This window comes from Antarctobacter sp., assembly GCF_965277915.1.
In the GTDB taxonomy this organism is placed as follows: domain Bacteria; phylum Pseudomonadota; class Alphaproteobacteria; order Rhodobacterales; family Rhodobacteraceae; genus Antarctobacter.
In genome coordinates this window covers 2,127,997-2,145,255 of sequence record NZ_OZ255849.1, presented here as the reverse complement: position 1 = coordinate 2,145,255, position 17,259 = coordinate 2,127,997, and the positions used below count along the sequence as shown (strand labels likewise).

Annotated in this window: 18 protein-coding genes; 8 read left to right on the top strand and 10 right to left on the bottom strand. The window is 64.2% G+C overall.

The window, feature by feature from the left end:
- Nucleotides 1-120: 120 nt before the first annotated feature.
- The 7 genes from ACQY5B_RS11290 to ACQY5B_RS11260 all read right to left on the bottom strand — a co-directional run bounded on the left by ACQY5B_RS11290 (nt 121) and on the right by ACQY5B_RS11260 (nt 6,146).
- Entirely contained in the window at nt 121-1,413 is a 1,293-nt protein-coding gene (locus tag ACQY5B_RS11290; RefSeq protein WP_305971387.1) for a branched-chain amino acid ABC transporter permease, read from the bottom strand.
- Nucleotides 1,410-2,420 carry a branched-chain amino acid ABC transporter permease gene (locus ACQY5B_RS11285; protein ID WP_305971388.1) on the bottom strand — a complete coding sequence of 337 codons (1,011 nt, stop codon included), beginning with the start codon at nt 2,418-2,420 and terminating at the stop codon, nt 1,410-1,412. Before ACQY5B_RS11285 ends, ACQY5B_RS11290 begins: the two co-directional genes overlap by 4 nt.
- Before the next feature lie 76 nt (nt 2,421-2,496).
- Entirely contained in the window at nt 2,497-2,880 is a 384-nt protein-coding gene (locus ACQY5B_RS11280; RefSeq protein ID WP_305971389.1) for a hypothetical protein, read from the bottom strand.
- Nucleotides 2,880-3,251: a hypothetical protein gene (locus ACQY5B_RS11275; protein ID WP_305971390.1), complete on the bottom strand. Its 372-nt coding sequence runs from the start codon at nt 3,249-3,251 to the stop codon at nt 2,880-2,882. Before ACQY5B_RS11275 ends, ACQY5B_RS11280 begins: the two co-directional genes overlap by 1 nt.
- A gap of 4 nt (nt 3,252-3,255) precedes the next feature.
- Entirely contained in the window at nt 3,256-4,083 is an 828-nt protein-coding gene (locus tag ACQY5B_RS11270; RefSeq protein ID WP_305971391.1) for an ABC transporter ATP-binding protein, read from the bottom strand.
- Entirely contained in the window at nt 4,080-4,865 is a 786-nt protein-coding gene (locus tag ACQY5B_RS11265) for an ABC transporter ATP-binding protein (protein WP_305971392.1), read from the bottom strand. The genes ACQY5B_RS11270 and ACQY5B_RS11265 overlap by 4 nt, the downstream gene beginning before the upstream one ends.
- A 96-nt stretch (nt 4,866-4,961) precedes the next feature.
- Nucleotides 4,962-6,146: an ABC transporter substrate-binding protein gene (locus ACQY5B_RS11260; protein ID WP_420325208.1), complete on the bottom strand. Its 1,185-nt coding sequence runs from the start codon at nt 6,144-6,146 to the stop codon at nt 4,962-4,964.
- A gap of 179 nt (nt 6,147-6,325) precedes the next feature.
- Here ACQY5B_RS11260 and ACQY5B_RS11255 point away from each other — a divergent pair, with 179 nt between their 5' ends.
- Nucleotides 6,326-7,438 carry a PQQ-dependent sugar dehydrogenase gene (locus tag ACQY5B_RS11255; RefSeq protein ID WP_420325209.1) on the top strand — a complete coding sequence of 371 codons (1,113 nt, stop codon included), beginning with the start codon at nt 6,326-6,328 and terminating at the stop codon, nt 7,436-7,438.
- A gap of 113 nt (nt 7,439-7,551) precedes the next feature.
- Nucleotides 7,552-8,427: a bifunctional helix-turn-helix transcriptional regulator/GNAT family N-acetyltransferase gene (locus ACQY5B_RS11250; RefSeq protein WP_420325210.1), complete on the top strand. Its 876-nt coding sequence runs from the start codon at nt 7,552-7,554 to the stop codon at nt 8,425-8,427.
- A gap of 1 nt (nt 8,428) precedes the next feature.
- Here ACQY5B_RS11250 and ACQY5B_RS11245 read toward each other — a convergent pair whose 3' ends face one another.
- Together ACQY5B_RS11245 and ACQY5B_RS11240 are read right to left on the bottom strand one after the other, a co-directional pair.
- Nucleotides 8,429-8,923: a GNAT family N-acetyltransferase gene (locus ACQY5B_RS11245; protein ID WP_420325211.1), complete on the bottom strand. Its 495-nt coding sequence runs from the start codon at nt 8,921-8,923 to the stop codon at nt 8,429-8,431.
- Nucleotides 8,920-9,930 (bottom strand): GlxA family transcriptional regulator, encoded by a 1,011-nt coding sequence (locus ACQY5B_RS11240; protein ID WP_420325212.1) that lies wholly within the window; start codon nt 9,928-9,930, stop codon nt 8,920-8,922. The genes ACQY5B_RS11245 and ACQY5B_RS11240 overlap by 4 nt, the downstream gene beginning before the upstream one ends.
- 178 nt (nt 9,931-10,108) lie before the next feature.
- Between ACQY5B_RS11240 and ACQY5B_RS11235 the strand changes: the two genes are divergently transcribed.
- Entirely contained in the window at nt 10,109-11,479 is a 1,371-nt protein-coding gene (locus ACQY5B_RS11235; RefSeq protein ID WP_420325213.1) for a class II 3-deoxy-7-phosphoheptulonate synthase, read from the top strand.
- Nucleotides 11,480-11,588: 109 nt separating this feature from the next.
- On the opposite strand, the gene ACQY5B_RS11230 is transcribed toward ACQY5B_RS11235, so the two are convergent.
- Nucleotides 11,589-12,254: a PAS domain-containing protein gene (locus ACQY5B_RS11230; RefSeq protein WP_420325214.1), complete on the bottom strand. Its 666-nt coding sequence runs from the start codon at nt 12,252-12,254 to the stop codon at nt 11,589-11,591.
- Between the two features lie 239 nt (nt 12,255-12,493).
- Here ACQY5B_RS11230 and ACQY5B_RS11225 point away from each other — a divergent pair, with 239 nt between their 5' ends.
- The 5 genes from ACQY5B_RS11225 (at nt 12,494) to ACQY5B_RS11205 (ending at nt 17,017) form a co-directional block, all read left to right on the top strand.
- Nucleotides 12,494-13,384 carry a YicC/YloC family endoribonuclease gene (locus ACQY5B_RS11225; RefSeq protein ID WP_421917664.1) on the top strand — a complete coding sequence of 297 codons (891 nt, stop codon included), beginning with the start codon at nt 12,494-12,496 and terminating at the stop codon, nt 13,382-13,384.
- An 8-nt stretch (nt 13,385-13,392) separates the two neighbouring features.
- The gene (gene gmk / locus ACQY5B_RS11220) at nt 13,393-14,043 is read left to right on the top strand and encodes a guanylate kinase (RefSeq protein ID WP_420328660.1); all 651 of its coding nucleotides are present in this window, start codon (nt 13,393-13,395) and stop codon (nt 14,041-14,043) included.
- Entirely contained in the window at nt 14,040-14,561 is a 522-nt protein-coding gene (locus ACQY5B_RS11215; RefSeq protein ID WP_420325216.1) for a gamma carbonic anhydrase family protein, read from the top strand. The genes gmk and ACQY5B_RS11215 overlap by 4 nt, the downstream gene beginning before the upstream one ends.
- A gap of 237 nt (nt 14,562-14,798) precedes the next feature.
- On the top strand, nt 14,799-15,977 hold the full coding sequence (locus ACQY5B_RS11210; protein WP_420325217.1) for a trans-sulfuration enzyme family protein: 1,179 nt from the start codon (nt 14,799-14,801) through the stop codon (nt 15,975-15,977).
- Nucleotides 15,977-17,017: an ATP-binding protein gene (locus tag ACQY5B_RS11205; RefSeq protein WP_420325218.1), complete on the top strand. Its 1,041-nt coding sequence runs from the start codon at nt 15,977-15,979 to the stop codon at nt 17,015-17,017. The genes ACQY5B_RS11210 and ACQY5B_RS11205 overlap by 1 nt, the downstream gene beginning before the upstream one ends.
- Nucleotides 17,018-17,259 lie beyond the last annotated feature (242 nt).

Below are 17,259 nucleotides of genomic sequence, written 5' to 3'. Positions count from 1 at the left end.
GGCGATAGTGGTCAGGCTGCCGCAGGCCCTACGACTTTAGCATGGGATCGTTGTCGCGGGGGGCCAAGAAAAAGGCCCGCACCACGCGGCGCGGGCCTTTGTCGGGTCAGGCAAGGTGCCTCAGCGTTCCGGCAGCAATCCCCGGGGCGAGAAGCGCAGCACCAACAGCAAGATCACTCCCATCGTCAGCAGACGCATGTGTTGCACGCTGTCGAGAAGGTGCGCCTTGAGGCCCGAGTCGTCCGGCAGCGCGCCGGTGATCCAGGTCATGAAGCCGGGGCCAAGTACCTCGACCTGAACCCAGAGGAACCAGATCAGGAATCCGCCCAGGACCGCGCCCAGGTTGTTGCCCGAACCGCCGACGATCACCATCACCCAGATCAGGAAGGTATAGCGCAGCGGCTGATAAGACGTCGGGATCAACTGACCGTCCAGCGTGGTCATCATCGCGCCGGCGATGCCGCAGATCGCCGAGCCAAGGATGAAGACCTGCAGATGGCGGAAGGTGACGTCCTTGCCCATCGCGCGGGCCGAGGTTTCGTTGTCGCGGATCGCGCGCATCATCCGGCCCCAGGGTGAGTTCAGCGCAAGTTGCGCCAGCACGAGAAGGATGATCAGCACCGCGGCGAACATCAGCCCGTAGCCGATCTTGATGTAGAGCGTCGAGGCGGCGGTCGGGTCAAAGCCAAGGTTCGCGGCCCGTTCGACGAAGCCGGGATCGTTCTGCAGGTCGATGGCATCGGGCACCGGGCGCGGCAGGCCGGTGACGTTCTTGACGCCGCGGGTCAGCCATTCCTCGTTCTTCATGATGGCAATGATGATCTCGGAGATCCCCAGCGTCGCGATGGCCAGGTAGTCCGAACGCAGGCCGAGGGCCGTCTTGCCGATGATCCAGGCCGCGCCTGCCGCCAGCAGCCCGCCGACCATCCAGCCGATCACCACCGGCAGGCCAAGGCCGCCAAGGAAACCGGTGCCTGCCGGGTTGACCGCCTCGATGGCGTCGACGCCTGGGTCCCGCACCATGCGGTAGATCACGAAACCCGCGATCAGGATGGCGGCGGTCAGCCAGCGGTTCTTGGTCTTTTTCCAGGCGAGGACCGTGGCGACGATGGTGGCGGCCCCAAGGACCAGAGCAAGGATCGCGCGGGCGCCGCCTGCGGCCCATGCCTCTGCCACCGGATCCACGGAGGCTAGCACGACGGCCATGCCGCCAAGCGCGACAAAGCCCATGACACCGACGTTGAACAGCCCGGCGATGCCCCATTGCAGGTTCACCCCAAGCGACATGATGGCGCTGACCAGCCCCATGTTCAGGATCACGAGGGCAAGGTCCCAACCTTGCAGAAGGCCCGTGCCGATGATCAGCAGCGCGACGAGCGCGAACAGCGCATATGTGCGGATCGACTGGCTCATACCGATTTCCCCTTGAACAGGCCCGTGGGCTTGAAGAGCAGCACCACCACGAGGATCATGAAGCTGACCGCGAACTTGTACTCCGTGGCCATGAGTTGGACGAGCCCGGAGGGCTCCAGCGCCTCGGGCATCAGGTAGACCAGCACCTTTTTCCAGGCATATGTGATCGCCACCTCGGAAAAGGCGATGACGAAACCGCCGGCAATGGCGCCCAGCGGGCTGCCCAGACCGCCGACGATGGCCGAGGCAAAGATCGGCAGCAGAAGCTGGAAGTAGGTGAAGGGCTTGTATGACTTGTCGAGCCCGTAAAGCGTGCCCGCCACGGTGATCAGTGCCGCCACGATCAGCCATGTCACCATGACGACACGTTCCGGGTTGATCCCCGACAACAGCGCCAGGTCCTCGTTGTCGGAATAGGCGCGCATGGATTTGCCGGTGCGCGTGCGGTTCAGGAACCAGAACAGCAGCGCCACGACGATGATGGCCGTCACCACGGTCAGACCCTGCGTGGTCTTGATGCCCAGACCTTCGTCGAGCCCGGTCATCTGCTTGAATTCGCGGGCATTGATGATGAACCGTTCACCATCGGCAAAACGCTGGTCGTCGGCGCCCAGGATAAATCGGGTCAGCCCGTTGTAGATGAACATCACGCCGATCGAGACGATCACGAAGACCACGGGTTTCGCCTTTTGCCCCCGGTAGAACCGATAAATGCCCCGGTCGGTGATCAGTACCAGCGCGGCGGTGCCCGCGATGCCGAAAGGGATCGCCAAGAGCGCGGTCGGCAGTGGGCCGAGGCTGATGCCCCAGGACTGGAAAAGCCAGGTGAACAGGATCACCACCATCGTGCCGAAGGCCATCGTGTCGCCGTGCGCGAAATTCGAAAACCGCAGGATGCCATAGATCAGCGTGACCCCCAGCGCGCCAAGCGCCAGCTGGCTGCCATAGGCCATCGCCGGGATGATCACGAAGTTGGATAGCGCCACGATGGCGTTGAGAAAATCCATCAGTCGTTGCCCTCGTTGGTCGGCCGCGCGGTTGGCCCGGCGGCTCTTGTCATGGTCTTGATGGGATTGCGAGCGGTCACTCGGTCACCACGCATTCGCCGTGATAGGTGACGACGGTCAGCGGATCGGCGAACTGCACGCTCAGCTTGGCCAGTCCTTCGGGCGTTTGGCTGAGCAGGTAGCTGCCGTAGCCATCGTGCGCAAAGATCACCAGCACGTCGTTCACCACCTGGGCCGTGCCCATCGCCGGGCCCGTGCCCAGGACCAGTTCGGCCTCGCCAGGCATTTGCTTGGGCAGGTCGACGTCATGTCCGAACTGCGCAAAGGTGCAGGCCTCTTCGTCGAAACATTCCACGGTGTAGTTGCAGGACATTAGGGAGGCGCCCGGGGTTTCGATGATATCGGCCAGGGACGCGCCCGCGCATCCTGCCAGCGCGAGGGCCAGTACCAGTTTCTGCATTACCCGATCTCCTTGCATTGCCCCTGCCAGGGGCGTTCCCCGTGATCGCTCATGCGGGCCGTGCCGTCCGGCGCCACCGTCATCAACGCGCCCCGCGTCGCGGCCCAGAACCCGTGAGAGCCGTCCTGGCCCAGGATTGCCTCGGCCTCGAACTCAGCTTCTCCCATGCGGACGCGGCTGACGCGCCGGCGCGGAGGATCGGCCGGATCGACAGGCGGCGCGAAACTCGCCGGGTCGAGGTCGAACCGCAGCTTCATGCGGGTGCTGTCCCGGCTGAGAGTGCAGTCGAAGGTATCCACCGCAGCGTGGGCGGGTGCGTGGACCGCAGGCAGGGCGAGGGACCACAAGGCCGCCTGGGTGAGGGGCCGCATCGCCTCAGCCCCCCAGAAAGCTCTTGCGCACCTCGGGATCGGCCAGCAGTTCCTTGCCTGTCCCGGTATAGGCGTTGCGCCCCTGCACGAGGACATAGCCCTTGTCGGCGATCTCCAGTGCCTGGCGTGCGTTCTGCTCCACCATGAGGATCGAAATGCCGGTGCGGGCCACCTCGATGATCCGGTCGAACAGTTCGTCCATCACGATGGGCGAGACACCGGCGGTGGGTTCGTCCAGCATCAGCACCTTGGGTTGGGTCATCAGAGCACGGCCCACGGCCACTTGCTGACGCTGACCGCCCGACAGTTCGCCCGCCGGCTGGCGGCGCTTTTCCTTGAGGATGGGAAACAGTTCGTAGACCTGTTCCATCGTGCTGGTGAAATCATCCAGACGGATGAAGGCGCCCATCTCCAGGTTTTCCTCGACGGTCATCGAGGTGAAGATGTTGGAGGTCTGAGGCACAAACCCCATGCCCTGCGCCACACGGTCCTGCGGGGTCAACTGGGTGATGTCGTGCCCGTCCAGCCGAACCGCGCCCGAACGCACGTCCAGCATGCCGAAAACGGCCTTCATCGCGGTCGATTTGCCCGCGCCGTTGGGGCCGACGATGACCGCGATCTCGCCCTTGTCCACGGCAATGGTGCAATCGTGCAGGATATCGGGGCCCTTGCCATAGCCGCCGGTCATCGTGTCGCCGATAAGGTATGGCCCGCCGGGCGCTTCCGTCATGGGCCCCGAACGCTTGGTCGAGTCGATCTCGCTGGGTTTGCCGGGCCGGGTGATCGAGGCGTCCTTGTTGCCGCGGTCGTTCTGGTATGGGTTGTCGCTCATACGGTTGCCACCTGGTCCTTGTTCTTGAGCCCGGTGCCCAGATAGGCCTCGATCACATGCTCGTTGGCCTTGATCTCGTCCAGCGTGCCCTCGGCCAGCTTCTTGCCTTCGGCCATGACGATGACCGGGTCGCAGATGCGTCCGATGAAATCCATGTCGTGCTCGATCACGCAGAAGGTGTAATCTCGCTCCTTGTTGAGCCGAACGATGGTGTCCGCGATTGTGTTCAGGAGGGTCCGGTTCACCCCGGCGCCAACCTCGTCGAGGAAGACGATCTTGGCGTCGACCATCATGGTTCGGCCAAGTTCCAGCAGCTTTTTCTGGCCACCGGAGACCGCGCCTGCCGGGTGATCGGCGAGGTGCGAGATGGTCAGGAAGTCGAGCACCTCGTCGGCCTTCGCCCGCAGGGCGCGTTCCTCGTCGGCGATGCGTTTGCGCCCGAACCAGGTGTTCCACAACGTCTCGCCCGATTGTCCGCCCGGCACCATCATCAGGTTCTCGCGGCAGGTCATCGAGTGGAATTCATGTGCGATCTGGAAGGTGCGCAGCAAGCCCTTGTGGAACAGTTCGTGCGGCGGCAGGCCGGTGATGTCCTCACCGTCCATCGTGACGGTGCCGCTGGTCGGCGGCAGGGCGCCCGCGATCACGTTGAAGAGCGTCGTCTTGCCCGCGCCGTTCGGTCCCACAAGCCCGGTGATCGATCCCGTGGCAATCTCGAGCGAGGCACCGTCAACGGCCCGGAACGCACCGAAATGCCGGTGCAGGTTGTCCACCTTTATCAATTGGATAGCCCCCGAAAGGCGGTGCCGCGAACGGCACCCCCGTAAAGCAGGAAGAGCAGCTGGGACTGGCCCAGCTGCTCTTTTGCATGGTGTCGGTTACTTGAACTCGACGGTTTCCGCGGCACCACCGGTGATGGTGTAATGGCGGTAGGTCCCGGCGGCTTCACCCGGGCCGATCAGTTCGACACCCGAGGCGCCGACATAGTCGACCTCGCCACCTTCGGCGAGGATCTCCAGCGCCTTGGCCAGTTCACCCGGCAGGATCGGCTCGCCCGGGGCGTTGGCCACGTCCAGCAGGTTGGCTGCGATGGCGTCGGAGGTGGCGGCGCCGCCCTTCATCATCGCCAGCGCCATCAGCGCCGCGGCGTCATAGGACTCGCGGGTGAAGGAACTGGTTGGGTCGACACCGGCAGCTGCGGTGATCGTCTCGAAGGCTTCTGCGCCCGCGCCGGTCGCCCAGGGCACGGTACCGTAGGAGCCTTCCAGTGCGTCGGATAGCTCCGAGAACAGGTTGGACCCGAACATGCCGTCGGCCATGACATAGGTGTCAAATGCACCGGTGTCGTAGGAAGCCTGGATGATCCCTTTGCCACCCTGGTCGGTGTAGCCGAAGACCATGAGGGCCTCGCCACCGGCCGAGGCCAGCGCGCCGATCTCGGCCGAATAGTCTGCCTTGCCGTCGTCATGCGGCGCGGAAAGCGTCACGGTTCCGTCAAAGGCCGATGCGAAGGCATCTGCCAGGCCCTTGCCGTAGTCGTTGTTGGTGTAGGTCACCGCGACTTCGGTGATGCCCTTTTCAGCAAGGATTTCCGCGATAACGGCGCCCTGGCGTGCGTCCGACGGGGCGGTGCGGAAGAACAGGCCGTTGTCTTCGGCGGTCGAGAGTGCCGGCGAGGTCGCCGAGGGCGAGACCATCGGGATGCCGTTCGGCACGGCCACGTTCGACAGGATCGCGCCGGTCACACCGGAACAGTCGGCGCCCATGATGCCCACGACGCCTTCGGAGACAAGGCGTTCAGCCGCTGCGGTGGCCGCTGCGGCATCGATGCAGGTGGAGTCCGCGCGGGCAGGGGCCAGCATGACACCGTCCAGGAACTTGCCCGAGTCGTTGACTTCGGAAAGCGCCAGTTCGGCTGCATCGGCCATCGCCGGCGTGATGGATTCGATCGGACCAGTGAAACCGAGGATGATACCGATCTTGGCTTCGCTCGCGTGGCTTTCGGCATAGGCGGCCGAAGCGGTCAGAGCGGCAGCCGTCGTGGCCATCAGCAATTTCTTCATTTGATAACTCCCATGTTGGATCTTGATGTCCTGGCGGAAGCCTAAGCATCGTTTTCCGAAAAGAAAAGGCCCCACGCGCCGAACGCCGGGAGGCGGACGCCAAGTCAGTCTGGCTCTGCCGCCCCCCGGAACCAAAAGCCTGTCCGGGGGTTCACGCCTTGGGCAAACGGAGTAGCGCAATGAAACGGAATTCACTGGTGGCAATCCTGGCGGGTGGCGTGATCGGCTTGGGGGGTGTCCTTCCGGCCTCGCCGATCCAGACAGAGGCCGGGCCGATGGAAATCCTTCCCGTGGTCGAGGGGCTGGACATTCCCTGGGCCTTCGATTTTCTGCCGGACGGCACCATCCTCGTCACCGAGCGCGGGGGGCGACTCCTGCGGATCAAAGATGGCAGCTCGACGGTGGTCGATGGGACGCCGGACGTCGTGGACAGCGGTCAGGGTGGCCTCCTGGACGTCATGGTCCCTCGTGATTTCGAGACCAGCCGCGAGGTCTTCTTTACCTACGCGCGCAAGCAGGGTCAGGGCGCCGGAACAGCCGTGTTCAAAGCCCGCCTGTCCGAGGACGGCGCCCGGCTGGAGGAGGGTGAGACGATCTTCGAGATCGCCGAGGGCACGCGCGGCGGACGCCATTTCGGCTCGCGCCTTGTCGAGGCCGAGGACGGGCATCTCTTTGTGACCGTGGGCGATCGGGGCGATGGCCCCAAGGCGCAGGACCTCTCGATGCACAATGGCTCGGTGTTGCGCATTACACGCGACGGGGCCCCGGCGCCGGGCAATCCGTTCGTGGATGCGGAGGGGGCACTGCCCGAGATCTGGTCCTTTGGCCATCGCAACCCGCAGGGCGCGGCCTTGGATGGCTCGGGCCAGCTTTGGGCCGTGGAACATGGGGCCCGCGGCGGCGACGAAGTGAACCGGATCGCGGCCGGTACGAACTATGGCTGGCCGGTGATATCTTACGGCGTCAATTACAATGGCAGCAAGATCGGCGAGGGTACGCAGAAAGAGGGGATGGCGCAGCCGGTCTACTACTGGGATCCGTCTATCGCGCCCTCGGGTATGACCTTTTACGACGGGAACGTGCCGGACTGGTCCGGAAACGCGTTCATCGGATCGTTGAAGTTCGACTACATCTCGCGCTTGTCCGGCGACCCTCTGGCCGAAGTCGAACGGATCGAGAGCGATGAAACCCTGCGGGTCCGTGACGTGGACCAAGGGCCGGACGGTGCGCTTTGGTTCCTCAGCGTCGGAAACGGGGCACTTTACCGGATGGTGCCGTCCTCGGACGGCTGAAGTTCTTCGCGATAGTCCAAGAAGAGACGGCCCCGGATGACCTTCGGGGCTGTTTTTCGTCTGGACGGTGGGTCATTTGACTGACAAAAGTCAGAAAAAATATCGAGGCCTGCATGACCATCGACGCCATCGCCCGCACCCGCCGTTTTCATCGCGCCGTGACCTCCGAGGTCGGGGCGCTTGATTCCTCTTTCCTGGGCCGAGGGCGTCCGCTTGGTCCTGCACGGGTTCTGCATGCAATCGGCAACGGGGTGTCGGACGTGGCAGAGATCCGGGCGCACCTCAAGCTCGATTCCGGCCTGATGAGCCGCCTTCTGCGGGGGCTGGAGGACGAGGGGCTGGTCACGGTCACGGCGTCAGTCAGTGATGCACGCCGTCGACAAGCCCAACTGACCCCTGCCGGGAAGACGGAATTCGCGGCATACGAGGCACTCTCTGACGCGCAGGCGGGGGCGATCCTGTCCCGACATCCCCATCCCGAGGCGCTCTTGCAGGCGATGGATCTTGTCGCCACGGCGTTGGGATTCGATCGGACCGCAATCCAGCGCGTGCCGCCTTCGGACCCGCGCGCGCAGCATTGTCTTGCCACCTACTACGCAGAGCTTGCCGAGCGGTTTTCAGGCGGGTTTGACGTCAACTTATCCGCCGATCCCGAAGCGCGGGACATGGAACCACCGCGCGGCGCCTTCCTGCTGGCGGTTCTGGACGGCCTGGCAATCGGCTGTGCCGGGTTGAAGGGCACGGACAAGGGGTATGCCGAGGTCAAACGTGTCTGGGTCGCGCCTTCGGCGAGGCGCATGGGACTGGCCGGCCTTCTGATGCAGGCCATCGAGGACGAGGCGCGAGGGCTGGGGATCAGGACGCTGCGACTGGACACCAACAGCGCGCTGCCGGAGGCGGTGCGCTTTTACCGAAATTCCGGGTGGAGCGAAATTCCGCGCTTCAATGACGATCCGTATCCGGATGTTTTCTTTGAGAAACAAATGTGAATCAGGTCAGGTCGCGTTCGTAGTAGGCGCTGTCGCACCATTCCCATCCACCGTAGAGAAAGTTCTTTTCCTCGGTTCTCAGGTGGGTGAATCCGAGTTTCTCCAGCAACCGGGCAGAAGCGGCATTGCGCGGGTCGATCTCGGCGGTCAGCTTTGACAGATCCGGCCGTTGCCGGACCAGTTCCGGCAAGAGCACCGAGAGGGCCTCGAAGGCCAGCCCTTTGCCCCAGTGGTCGGGATGCAGGATGTAGCCAAAGTCCGGCGCCTGCCACATGCCCGCCTTGCCGATGCATCGGCCCTGATATTCGATCACCAGGTCAAAGTTGTCGGGACGGTCGTGCATGAGGCCTTGCAGATAGCCCAGCGTTTGCGTGATGTCGTCATGTGCGGGGTGCGCCCAATACCGCATGGCGCGCGGATACGACAGCACGGCGTGCAACGGCTCCAGGTCCGTTGGCCGCGCACGCCGCAACAGCAGGCGCGCGGTCCGGATCACACCGACAGGCGCGAGGACTGGGCGCCGCGTTCCCGGTACGGGGTCGTCTTGTAATGCGCGCGGTAGCATTTCGAGAAATGCGAAGGCGAGGCAAAGCCGCAGGCCAGCGCCACGTTGATCACGCTCATTTCCGTCTGCATCAGCAGGTTCCGGGCCTTCTGCAGGCGCAATTCCATGTAGTAGCGCTTGGGCGAGCGGTTGAGGTAGCGCCGGAACAGCCGTTCAAGCTGGCGCGTGGACATGCCGACTTCCTTGGCCAGCACCGATGGGCTGATTGGTTCCTCGATGTTGCTTTCCATCATCTGGATGACCTGGCTCAGCTTGGGGTGCCGAACGCCGATGCGGGTCGGCACGCTCAGCCGCTGGGTGTCCTGGTCGGTGCGGATCGAGGAATAGATCTGTTGGTCTGCCACTGCCGTGGCCAGTTCTTCGCCGTGGTCATTGGCGATGATCTGCAGGAAAAGGTCGATGGACGACGTGCCGCCCGCCGTGGTGAGCCGGTTGCCGTCGATGGTAAAGACCGACTTGGTCAGCTCCACCTCGTCGAACTCTTCCGCGAAACTGTCCTGGTTCTCCCAGTGAATCGTCGCCCGCTTGCCATCCAGCAGCCCGGCCTTCGCCAGGGTATAGGCAGCGGTGCAAAGCCCTCCGATCACCAGCCCCTTGCGGGCCTCGCGGCGCAACCAGCTGAGAAGGCGTTTCGAGGTCGCCTTCTGCACGTCCGAGCCTCCGCAGATCACGATGGTGTCTTCGCGGTGCAACTCGTCAAGGCCGCCGTCGAGCTGAAAGACCGTATCGGTGGAGCAGCTGGCCGTTTCACCGCCTTCGCTGACGACGCGCCATTCATACAGGTTCTTCTGCGACATGCGGTTGGCAAGGCGCAGGCAATCCAGCGCCGCGGCAAAGGACAGCAGAGTGAAATTGTCGAGGAGGACGAAGACGAAACGGCGAGGCTTGGCCGGAACCGTATCAAGTTCGATGACCTGGCGCTGAGGCGGGGGAAACATGAGATGCCACCTTCTTGATCGTGCTGCGGCAGCCGGACCGCAGATCTGTCGAAGCACATGGGCAGATGTGATCAGCAGCGTCAAGACATGTCGCGAAAAACACGGCTGGTCACGCGAAGTGCCGCAGAGTATACAGCCTCTCCGTTAGCGCTCGAAAACGATCAACCGGAGAAAACAGATGACCGAGTGGCAGAAAACGAACTGGCGTGCCAAGCCGCGGGTTCAGATGCCCGAGTATACGGACGCCGAGGCCCTGCATGCCGTAGAGGCGCAGTTGGCCAAGTATCCGCCGCTGGTCTTTGCCGGTGAGGCGCGCACGCTCAAGAGCCACCTGGCCGCCGCCGGCCGTGGCGAGGCCTTCCTGCTGCAGGGCGGCGATTGCGCCGAGAGCTTTGACCAGTTCTCTGCCGATGCGATCCGCGACACCTTCAAGGTGATGCTGCAGATGGCGATGGTCCTGACCTATGGCGCCAAGGTCCCGGTGGTGAAGGTGGGTCGCATGGCGGGTCAGTTCGCCAAGCCGCGCTCCGCGCCCACCGAGGTCAAGGATGGCGTCGAACTGCCCAGCTACCGCGGCGACATCATCAACGAACTGGACTTCACGCCCGAGGCCCGGATCCCCGATCCGTCTAAGATGCTGCGGGCCTACACCCAGGCGGCCGCCACGCTGAACCTGCTGCGGGCTTTCTCGACCGGCGGTTACGCCGATGTGCACCAGGTGCACCAGTGGACGCTCGGCTTTACCGAGGGTGAGAAGGCCTCCAAGTACCGCGAGATGGCCGGTCGGATTTCCGACACGCTGGACTTCATCAAGGCGGCCGGCGTGACCGGGGCCCAGGCGCACACCCTGTCGATGGTAGAGTTCTACACCTCGCACGAGGCATTGCTGCTGGAATACGAAGAGGCGCTTTGCCGCCGAGATTCGACCTCGGGCAACTGGCTGGCTGGGTCCGGCCACATGATCTGGATCGGCGACCGCACGCGGCAGCCGGATGGCGCGCATGTGGAATTTGCTCGCGGCGTGCTGAACCCCGTGGGACTCAAGTGCGGCCCGACGACCACTGCCGAGGATCTCAAGGTGTTGATGCAACGCCTGAACCCGACGAACGAGGAAGGCAAGCTGACCCTGATCGCGCGTTTCGGTGCAGGCAAGGTCGGCGAGAACCTGCCGCGCCTCATCAAGGCGGTCCAGGAAGAAGGCGCCAACGTGACCTGGGTCTGCGACCCGATGCACGGCAATGTCATCAAGTCGGCCACCGGCTACAAGACGCGGCCCTTCGACTCGATCCTGCGCGAAGTGCGCGAGTTCTTCTCGATTCACGAGGCCGAGGGCACGACCCCGGGCGGTGTGCATTTCGAAATGACCGGTCTCGACGTGACCGAATGCACCGGCGGTGTCCGCGAAGTGACCGAAGAGGACCTGTCGGATCGCTACCACACCGCCTGCGACCCGCGCCTGAACGCCTCGCAGTCGCTGGAACTTGCCTTCCTCGTGGCCGAGGAACTGGTCGCGCGTCGCGAAAAGGCAAAGGAAGCGGCCAGCGCCTGAGAAGGCTGATGGCCCCGCAATGAGGAACGCCCCCGCAGGAAACTGCGGGGGCGTTTTCACTTGGGCCACTTCGTGTTTCGGGGCGTCCCGCGGGCGATGACGGCCCGTCTCAGTCGTTCTTGACTATCAGCTTGAGGTGGCCGCGTTCCGTGATCGGTGCGCGCGTGCTTTCATTCGGTTCGCTGGCCCGGGGGGCAAAACGTGCGGGGTCCTCGCGCAAGCTCGGCTCGATTTCCTTGGGGCGCTGCGCCGGGACGACATCCTTTCCGGTCAGGGCCGGTGTCACCTCGACATGGCGCAGCACGAAGCGACGCGGCGTACGCCCGATCCGGCCGTGGCTGACAAGTGCGCCCAGCGCGCGGGTCTGGTCGCCGAAATCCGAGCGCAGCGGAAGAAGCACCATGTTGGCCTCCATGTCCGGCTTGCCGAACCCGCCTTCGGCGGTGAGGTCGATACGGACGATACAGGGGCCGGCGAAAAGCTCTGCCACCGCCTGGCCAAAACGTTCGCGGTCCGAGGGCGCGATCAGGCTGGACAGGGGCATCCCGGCGATCTGCATGCCCATCAGGTCGTTGAGATGCGTGCCTGCCACGCGGATCTTTGCCATCGTGGGCGCGATACGTTCCATCAGGAATGCGCTTTCCAGCGCGTCCTCCATGCCGCGCGGGTCGATCTGGCTGCGCAGCGGCACGGCATCGCGGGCGCAAAGGCCGTGCCAATAGGCCTCGACCTGCCGCAGTGGCGCCAGCCGCCGCATCTTTTCCCGATCCGTCATTGAAACGACGTCCTCGCCACTTCCGCCTTTGCCCAACATGCCAAATTTCCTGTCGTCCGGTGCAGCATGGCGGGCCCCCTGCCACCAAGCCTGCTTAATCAAGGTTACGAAATCATTACTAGCAGAGGTTCGCCTCAAATTCGTCCTATTTCCAAACCGAAGGTTAACGAACCGGCAGGGTGCTTGCGCCCGGACGCGTCTGCCGATACCCCCTTTGGCAATACGAGGGGAGAGGCGAGATGCGGCAATCCATGACGGGCTTCGCCAGCCAGAATGGCCAGGGTTTTGGCCGCAGCTGGACATGGGAATTGCGCGGGGTCAACGGCAAGGGGCTGGACCTGCGACTGCGCATTCCGGACGGGATCGAAGGGCTGGAGGCCGGCGTTCGGGCACGCTGCGCGGAACGGCTGAAACGCGGGAACGTGCAGATCTCGCTGAAGCTGGCCGCAGAAGAGACCGAGGGCGGGCTGCGCGTCGACGAGGCGCAGTTGGCCGCCGTCCTGGCCGCGATGCAGCGGATCGAAAGCGACGCGATGGACAAGGGGCTGTCACTGGCGCCGTCAACCGCGGCAGAGATCGTGGCCCTGCGCGGCGTGCTGACTGCCGAGGTGCCCGAGGCGGACCCGAAGGCGCTGTGCACCGAGCTGCTGGCGGACTTCGACCTGGCGCTGAACAGCTTTGTCGCCATGCGCCGGTCGGAAGGCAGCGCGCTTGCCCGTATCCTGACCCAGCAATTGGACGAGATCGCGGAACTGGTGGACGAGGCCGAGACAGCCGTGGCCGAACGCCAGCCGCATCAGACCGAGCGCCTGAGAGAACAGTTGCGTCGCGTGACCGAAAATGCCGATGGCGTCGACGAGGCGCGCCTGGCACAGGAACTGGCCCTGATCGCGGTGAAATCCGACATAACCGAGGAAATCGACCGGCTGCGTGCCCATATCGCCGCCGCCCGCGAACTGCTGGAGGTCAAGGGGGCCGTGGGACGCAAGTTCGATTTCCTGATGCAGGAGTTCAACCGCGAGGCCAACACGCTCTGTTCGAAATCCGGCGACACGCAGTTGACGCGCGCGGGCCTGGCGCTGAAGACCGTGATCGACCAGATGCGCGAGCAGGTCCAGAACGTAGAGTGATCCTGACCATGACCCCCGACACGAACCGCCGCGGTTTGCTCATCATCCTCTCCTCGCCCTCGGGGGCGGGGAAATCCACGCTCTCGCGGCGCCTGCTGGACTGGGACCCGTCGTTGCGGTTTTCGGTCTCTGCCACAACGCGCAAGCCGCGCCCCGGCGAGGTGGATGGCGAGCATTACCATTTCATGACCGAGGAAAGCTTCAAGCGGTCGGTCGCCGAGCAGGGCATGCTGGAACACGCGCATGTGTTCGGCAATTTCTACGGCAGCCCCCGCGCACCCGTCGAAGAGGCGATCGGACAGGGCTGCGACGTGCTGTTCGATATCGACTGGCAGGGGGCGCAGCAGATCCGCAACTCTGCGCTTGGCCAGCATACGCTGTCGGTCTTCATCCTGCCGCCGTCGATCGAGGAACTGCACCGCCGGCTGGTCAGCCGGGGACAGGATGCGCCGGATGTGATCGCCAAGCGGATGCAGAAAAGCTGGGACGAGATCAGCCATTGGGATGGCTATGACTTCGTGTTGGTCAACGATGATCTGGACGCCACCTTCGACCGTCTGAAGACAATCGTCACCGCAACCCGCCTGCGGCGCTCGCAACAGCCTGCGCTGGTTGAACACGTCCGCCACCTGCAAACCGAATTCGAGGAACTGTCATGACGCTGTACGCATTGGACGGGATCGCCCCGGAACTGGCCTCGGACGCTTGGGTCGCGCCGGATGCCAACCTGATCGGCAAGGTGGTGATGGAGGCGAAATCCTCGGTCTGGTTCGGCTGCACGCTGCGCGGCGACAACGAGGAAATCCGTGTCGGCGAAGGATCGAACCTGCAGGAGAACACTGTCTGTCACACCGACATGGGGTATCCGCTGGTGATCGGGAAGGGCTGCACCATCGGGCACAAGGTCATGCTGCACGGCTGTACCATCGGGGACAACACGCTGATCGGCATGGGGGCGACGATCCTCAACGGCGCCAAGATCGGGCGGAATTGCCTGATCGGTGCCGGCGCTCTCGTGACCGAAGGCAAGGAAATCCCCGACGGCAGCCTGGTGATGGGGATGCCGGGCAAGGTTGTTCGTCAACTGGACGAGGCAGCCATCGAGGGTCTGAAGAAATCCGCCCTTGGCTACCAGGCCAACGCGGTACGTTTCGCCGCGGGCCTGAAACCGGTCTGAAGAGCGGTCGGCGCAAAGACGGGGTCGATCGGTGTGCGGGGGCCATCCGCACGACGGCCCGTCCGGCGGTCCTGACACGCCTTCGACGCAACGGTCTGTTCCGGCTCGGGACAGCGCGGATGAAATCTGGACTGCATTCTTGTCGCTGCGTCGAACGGAGATGGCTCTCCGGGACTATCGACGACGCCGGGACGATGGGCTAAGCAGCGTCGGCGCAGACAAAAGGAACCACCACACATGAAAAAAACCCTGCAACGTCCGGCCGGTTGGCCCGCATCTCTCTCGACGCCGGTGATTTCTCCGATTGCACCTTCGGTGGTTTATGCATCGACCTCTCCGGATGAACTCGACTCCCAGTACGAGGGCCGCGAAACCGGCTATACCTACGCGCGTGAGGGGCACCCGAATGCGGATATCCTGGCGCAGCGTATCGATGCGCTCGAAGGGGCCAGCGGGGGGCTTGTGGTCGGCTCTGGCATGGCGGCGGTCAGCGCGGTCCTGCTGGGCCTGTGCAAGACCGGCGACCATGTGATCGGTGCAGATCAACTGTATGGCCGGTCGTTGCGCATGATGGCCGAGGATCTGCCGCGCCTTGGGATCGCGACCACGCTGGTGGATGCCACCGACGCGACCGCAGTGGCCGAGGCGATCCGCCCGGAAACCCGAATGGTGCTGATCGAAGTGGTCTCAAACCCGACCATCCGCATTGCGGACCTGGACGCCGTGGCAGAGGTCTGCGCGGAACATGGCGTGCTGCTGGTGGTGGACAATACCTTCACCACGCCTCTGGGCATCCGGCCCTTCGAGCATGGCGCCGACATCGTTCTGCATTCGGTGACCAAGCTGCTGGCCGGCCACTCCGACGCCACCCTTGGGTGGGTCGCGGCAAAAGACCCGGAACTGGCCGAGCGGATGCGCATCTTTGCCGTCACCACGGGCATGACGCCCAGCCCCTTTGATTGCTGGCTGGCCGAACGGGGTCTTGCGACCTTTGCGCTGCGCTATGCACGCGCGCAGGACACATCGCAACGCCTGGCGGATTACCTTTCCGGCGCCGAGGGCGTGACGCGCGTGTTGTATCCCACCCGGCCCGATCACCCCGAGGCAGCGCGTGCGCAATCGCTGCTCAAGGGGCAGGGCGGTCACATGGTCAGCTTTGAAATCGACGGCGGGCGTGCAGCGGCCAATGCCTTTGCCGAAGCCGCCAGCGGCATCGCCTTTGCGCCCACGCTGGGCGACGTGGGCACCACGCTGTCGCATCCCGCATCGTCCTCGCACCGGGCCCTGACACCCGAGGCGCGCGCAAAGATGGGTGTGTCCGAAGGGTTCTTCCGCGTCTCCGTTGGCCTTGAAGACCCTGACGCCCTGATCGCCTGTTTCGCTGACGGGCTTGCCGCGGCACGGGGCGCCGCCTGATGTCCGACTTCGTCGCCGGTTTTGTCGACGCGGTGCCGATGCCCGCCCTGGTGATCCGCAGCGACGAACGTATCGAGGCGGCGAACGAACCGGCCCGCGCCTTGTTGGGCGCGGGCATCGGCGGGCGGCATTTCCTGACGGCGCTGCGCCAGCCGCAATTGCTGGACGCCATCGAGAACTGCCTGCGCGACGGGGCGCCGCGTGCCACCGACTACCTTGGCAACGACGGTCGTCAGGACACCACCTTTCGCGTGTCCGTGCGTGCGGTGAACCTGCCCACCGGCGGCGGTGTCATGGTCTCGTTCGAGGACGTGACCCATGCGCATCAACTGGTGCAGATGCGGCGCGATTTCGTCGCCAACGTCAGCCATGAACTGCGCACGCCGCTGACCGCTCTGATCGGGTTCATCGAAACCCTGAAGGGACCGGCTCGCAACGATCCTGCCGGGCAGCAGAGATTCCTCGACATCATGGAGGCCGAGGCCCACCGGATGAACCGCCTTGTCGGCGATCTGCTGTCCCTGAGCCGGGTCGAGGCCGAAGAGCGCGTGCGCCCGACCTCTCGGCTGGACCTGGCGGAACTGGTGATTTCGACCATCCAGGGGCTGACGCCGATGGCAGAGGACAACGGTGTGACCCTGGCCCATGATCTGCCAGAGGGGCGGCGAGTGATGGTGCCCGGGGATGAGGACCAGTTGCGCCAGGTCCTGACCAACCTGATCGAAAACGGCATCAAGTACAGCGGGGAAGGCACGACGGTCACGGTGCGCCTGTCGGCCGCTGACTATGTTTCGCGCCTGCAGGGGCAGGGCGTGACGCTGGTCGTCGAGGACAGCGGCCCGGGGATCGATCCTATCCATCTGCCGCGGCTGACCGAACGGTTTTACCGGGTCGACAACCACCGCTCACGCGAGATGGGCGGCACGGGCCTGGGGCTGGCGATCGTCAAGCATATCGTCAACCGACACCGCGGACGGCTCCGGATCGACAGCAAAAAGTGGCAAGGCACCCGCTTTACGATCATCCTGCCCGTGGGCTGACCTGGCCCGACAGTTCCCGCCCATACGGCCCTCCGTTTCGATTCGGGGGGCCTTTTCGATGGCGCCGAATGTAACAGTAGCTTGCGTCGCTTGGTCCTTGCTGACGTCGGGTCCGGCCTGTTGCCTTTGCTGCCGATCCGCCGGGTGGGTTCGATTCGTCAGCCCTGACAGGGGGTTGATCGGCCTCAAATGGCGGGTGTCATAAAACTGTTACCGAAGCGTCACAAAACCATAGCGCGGGG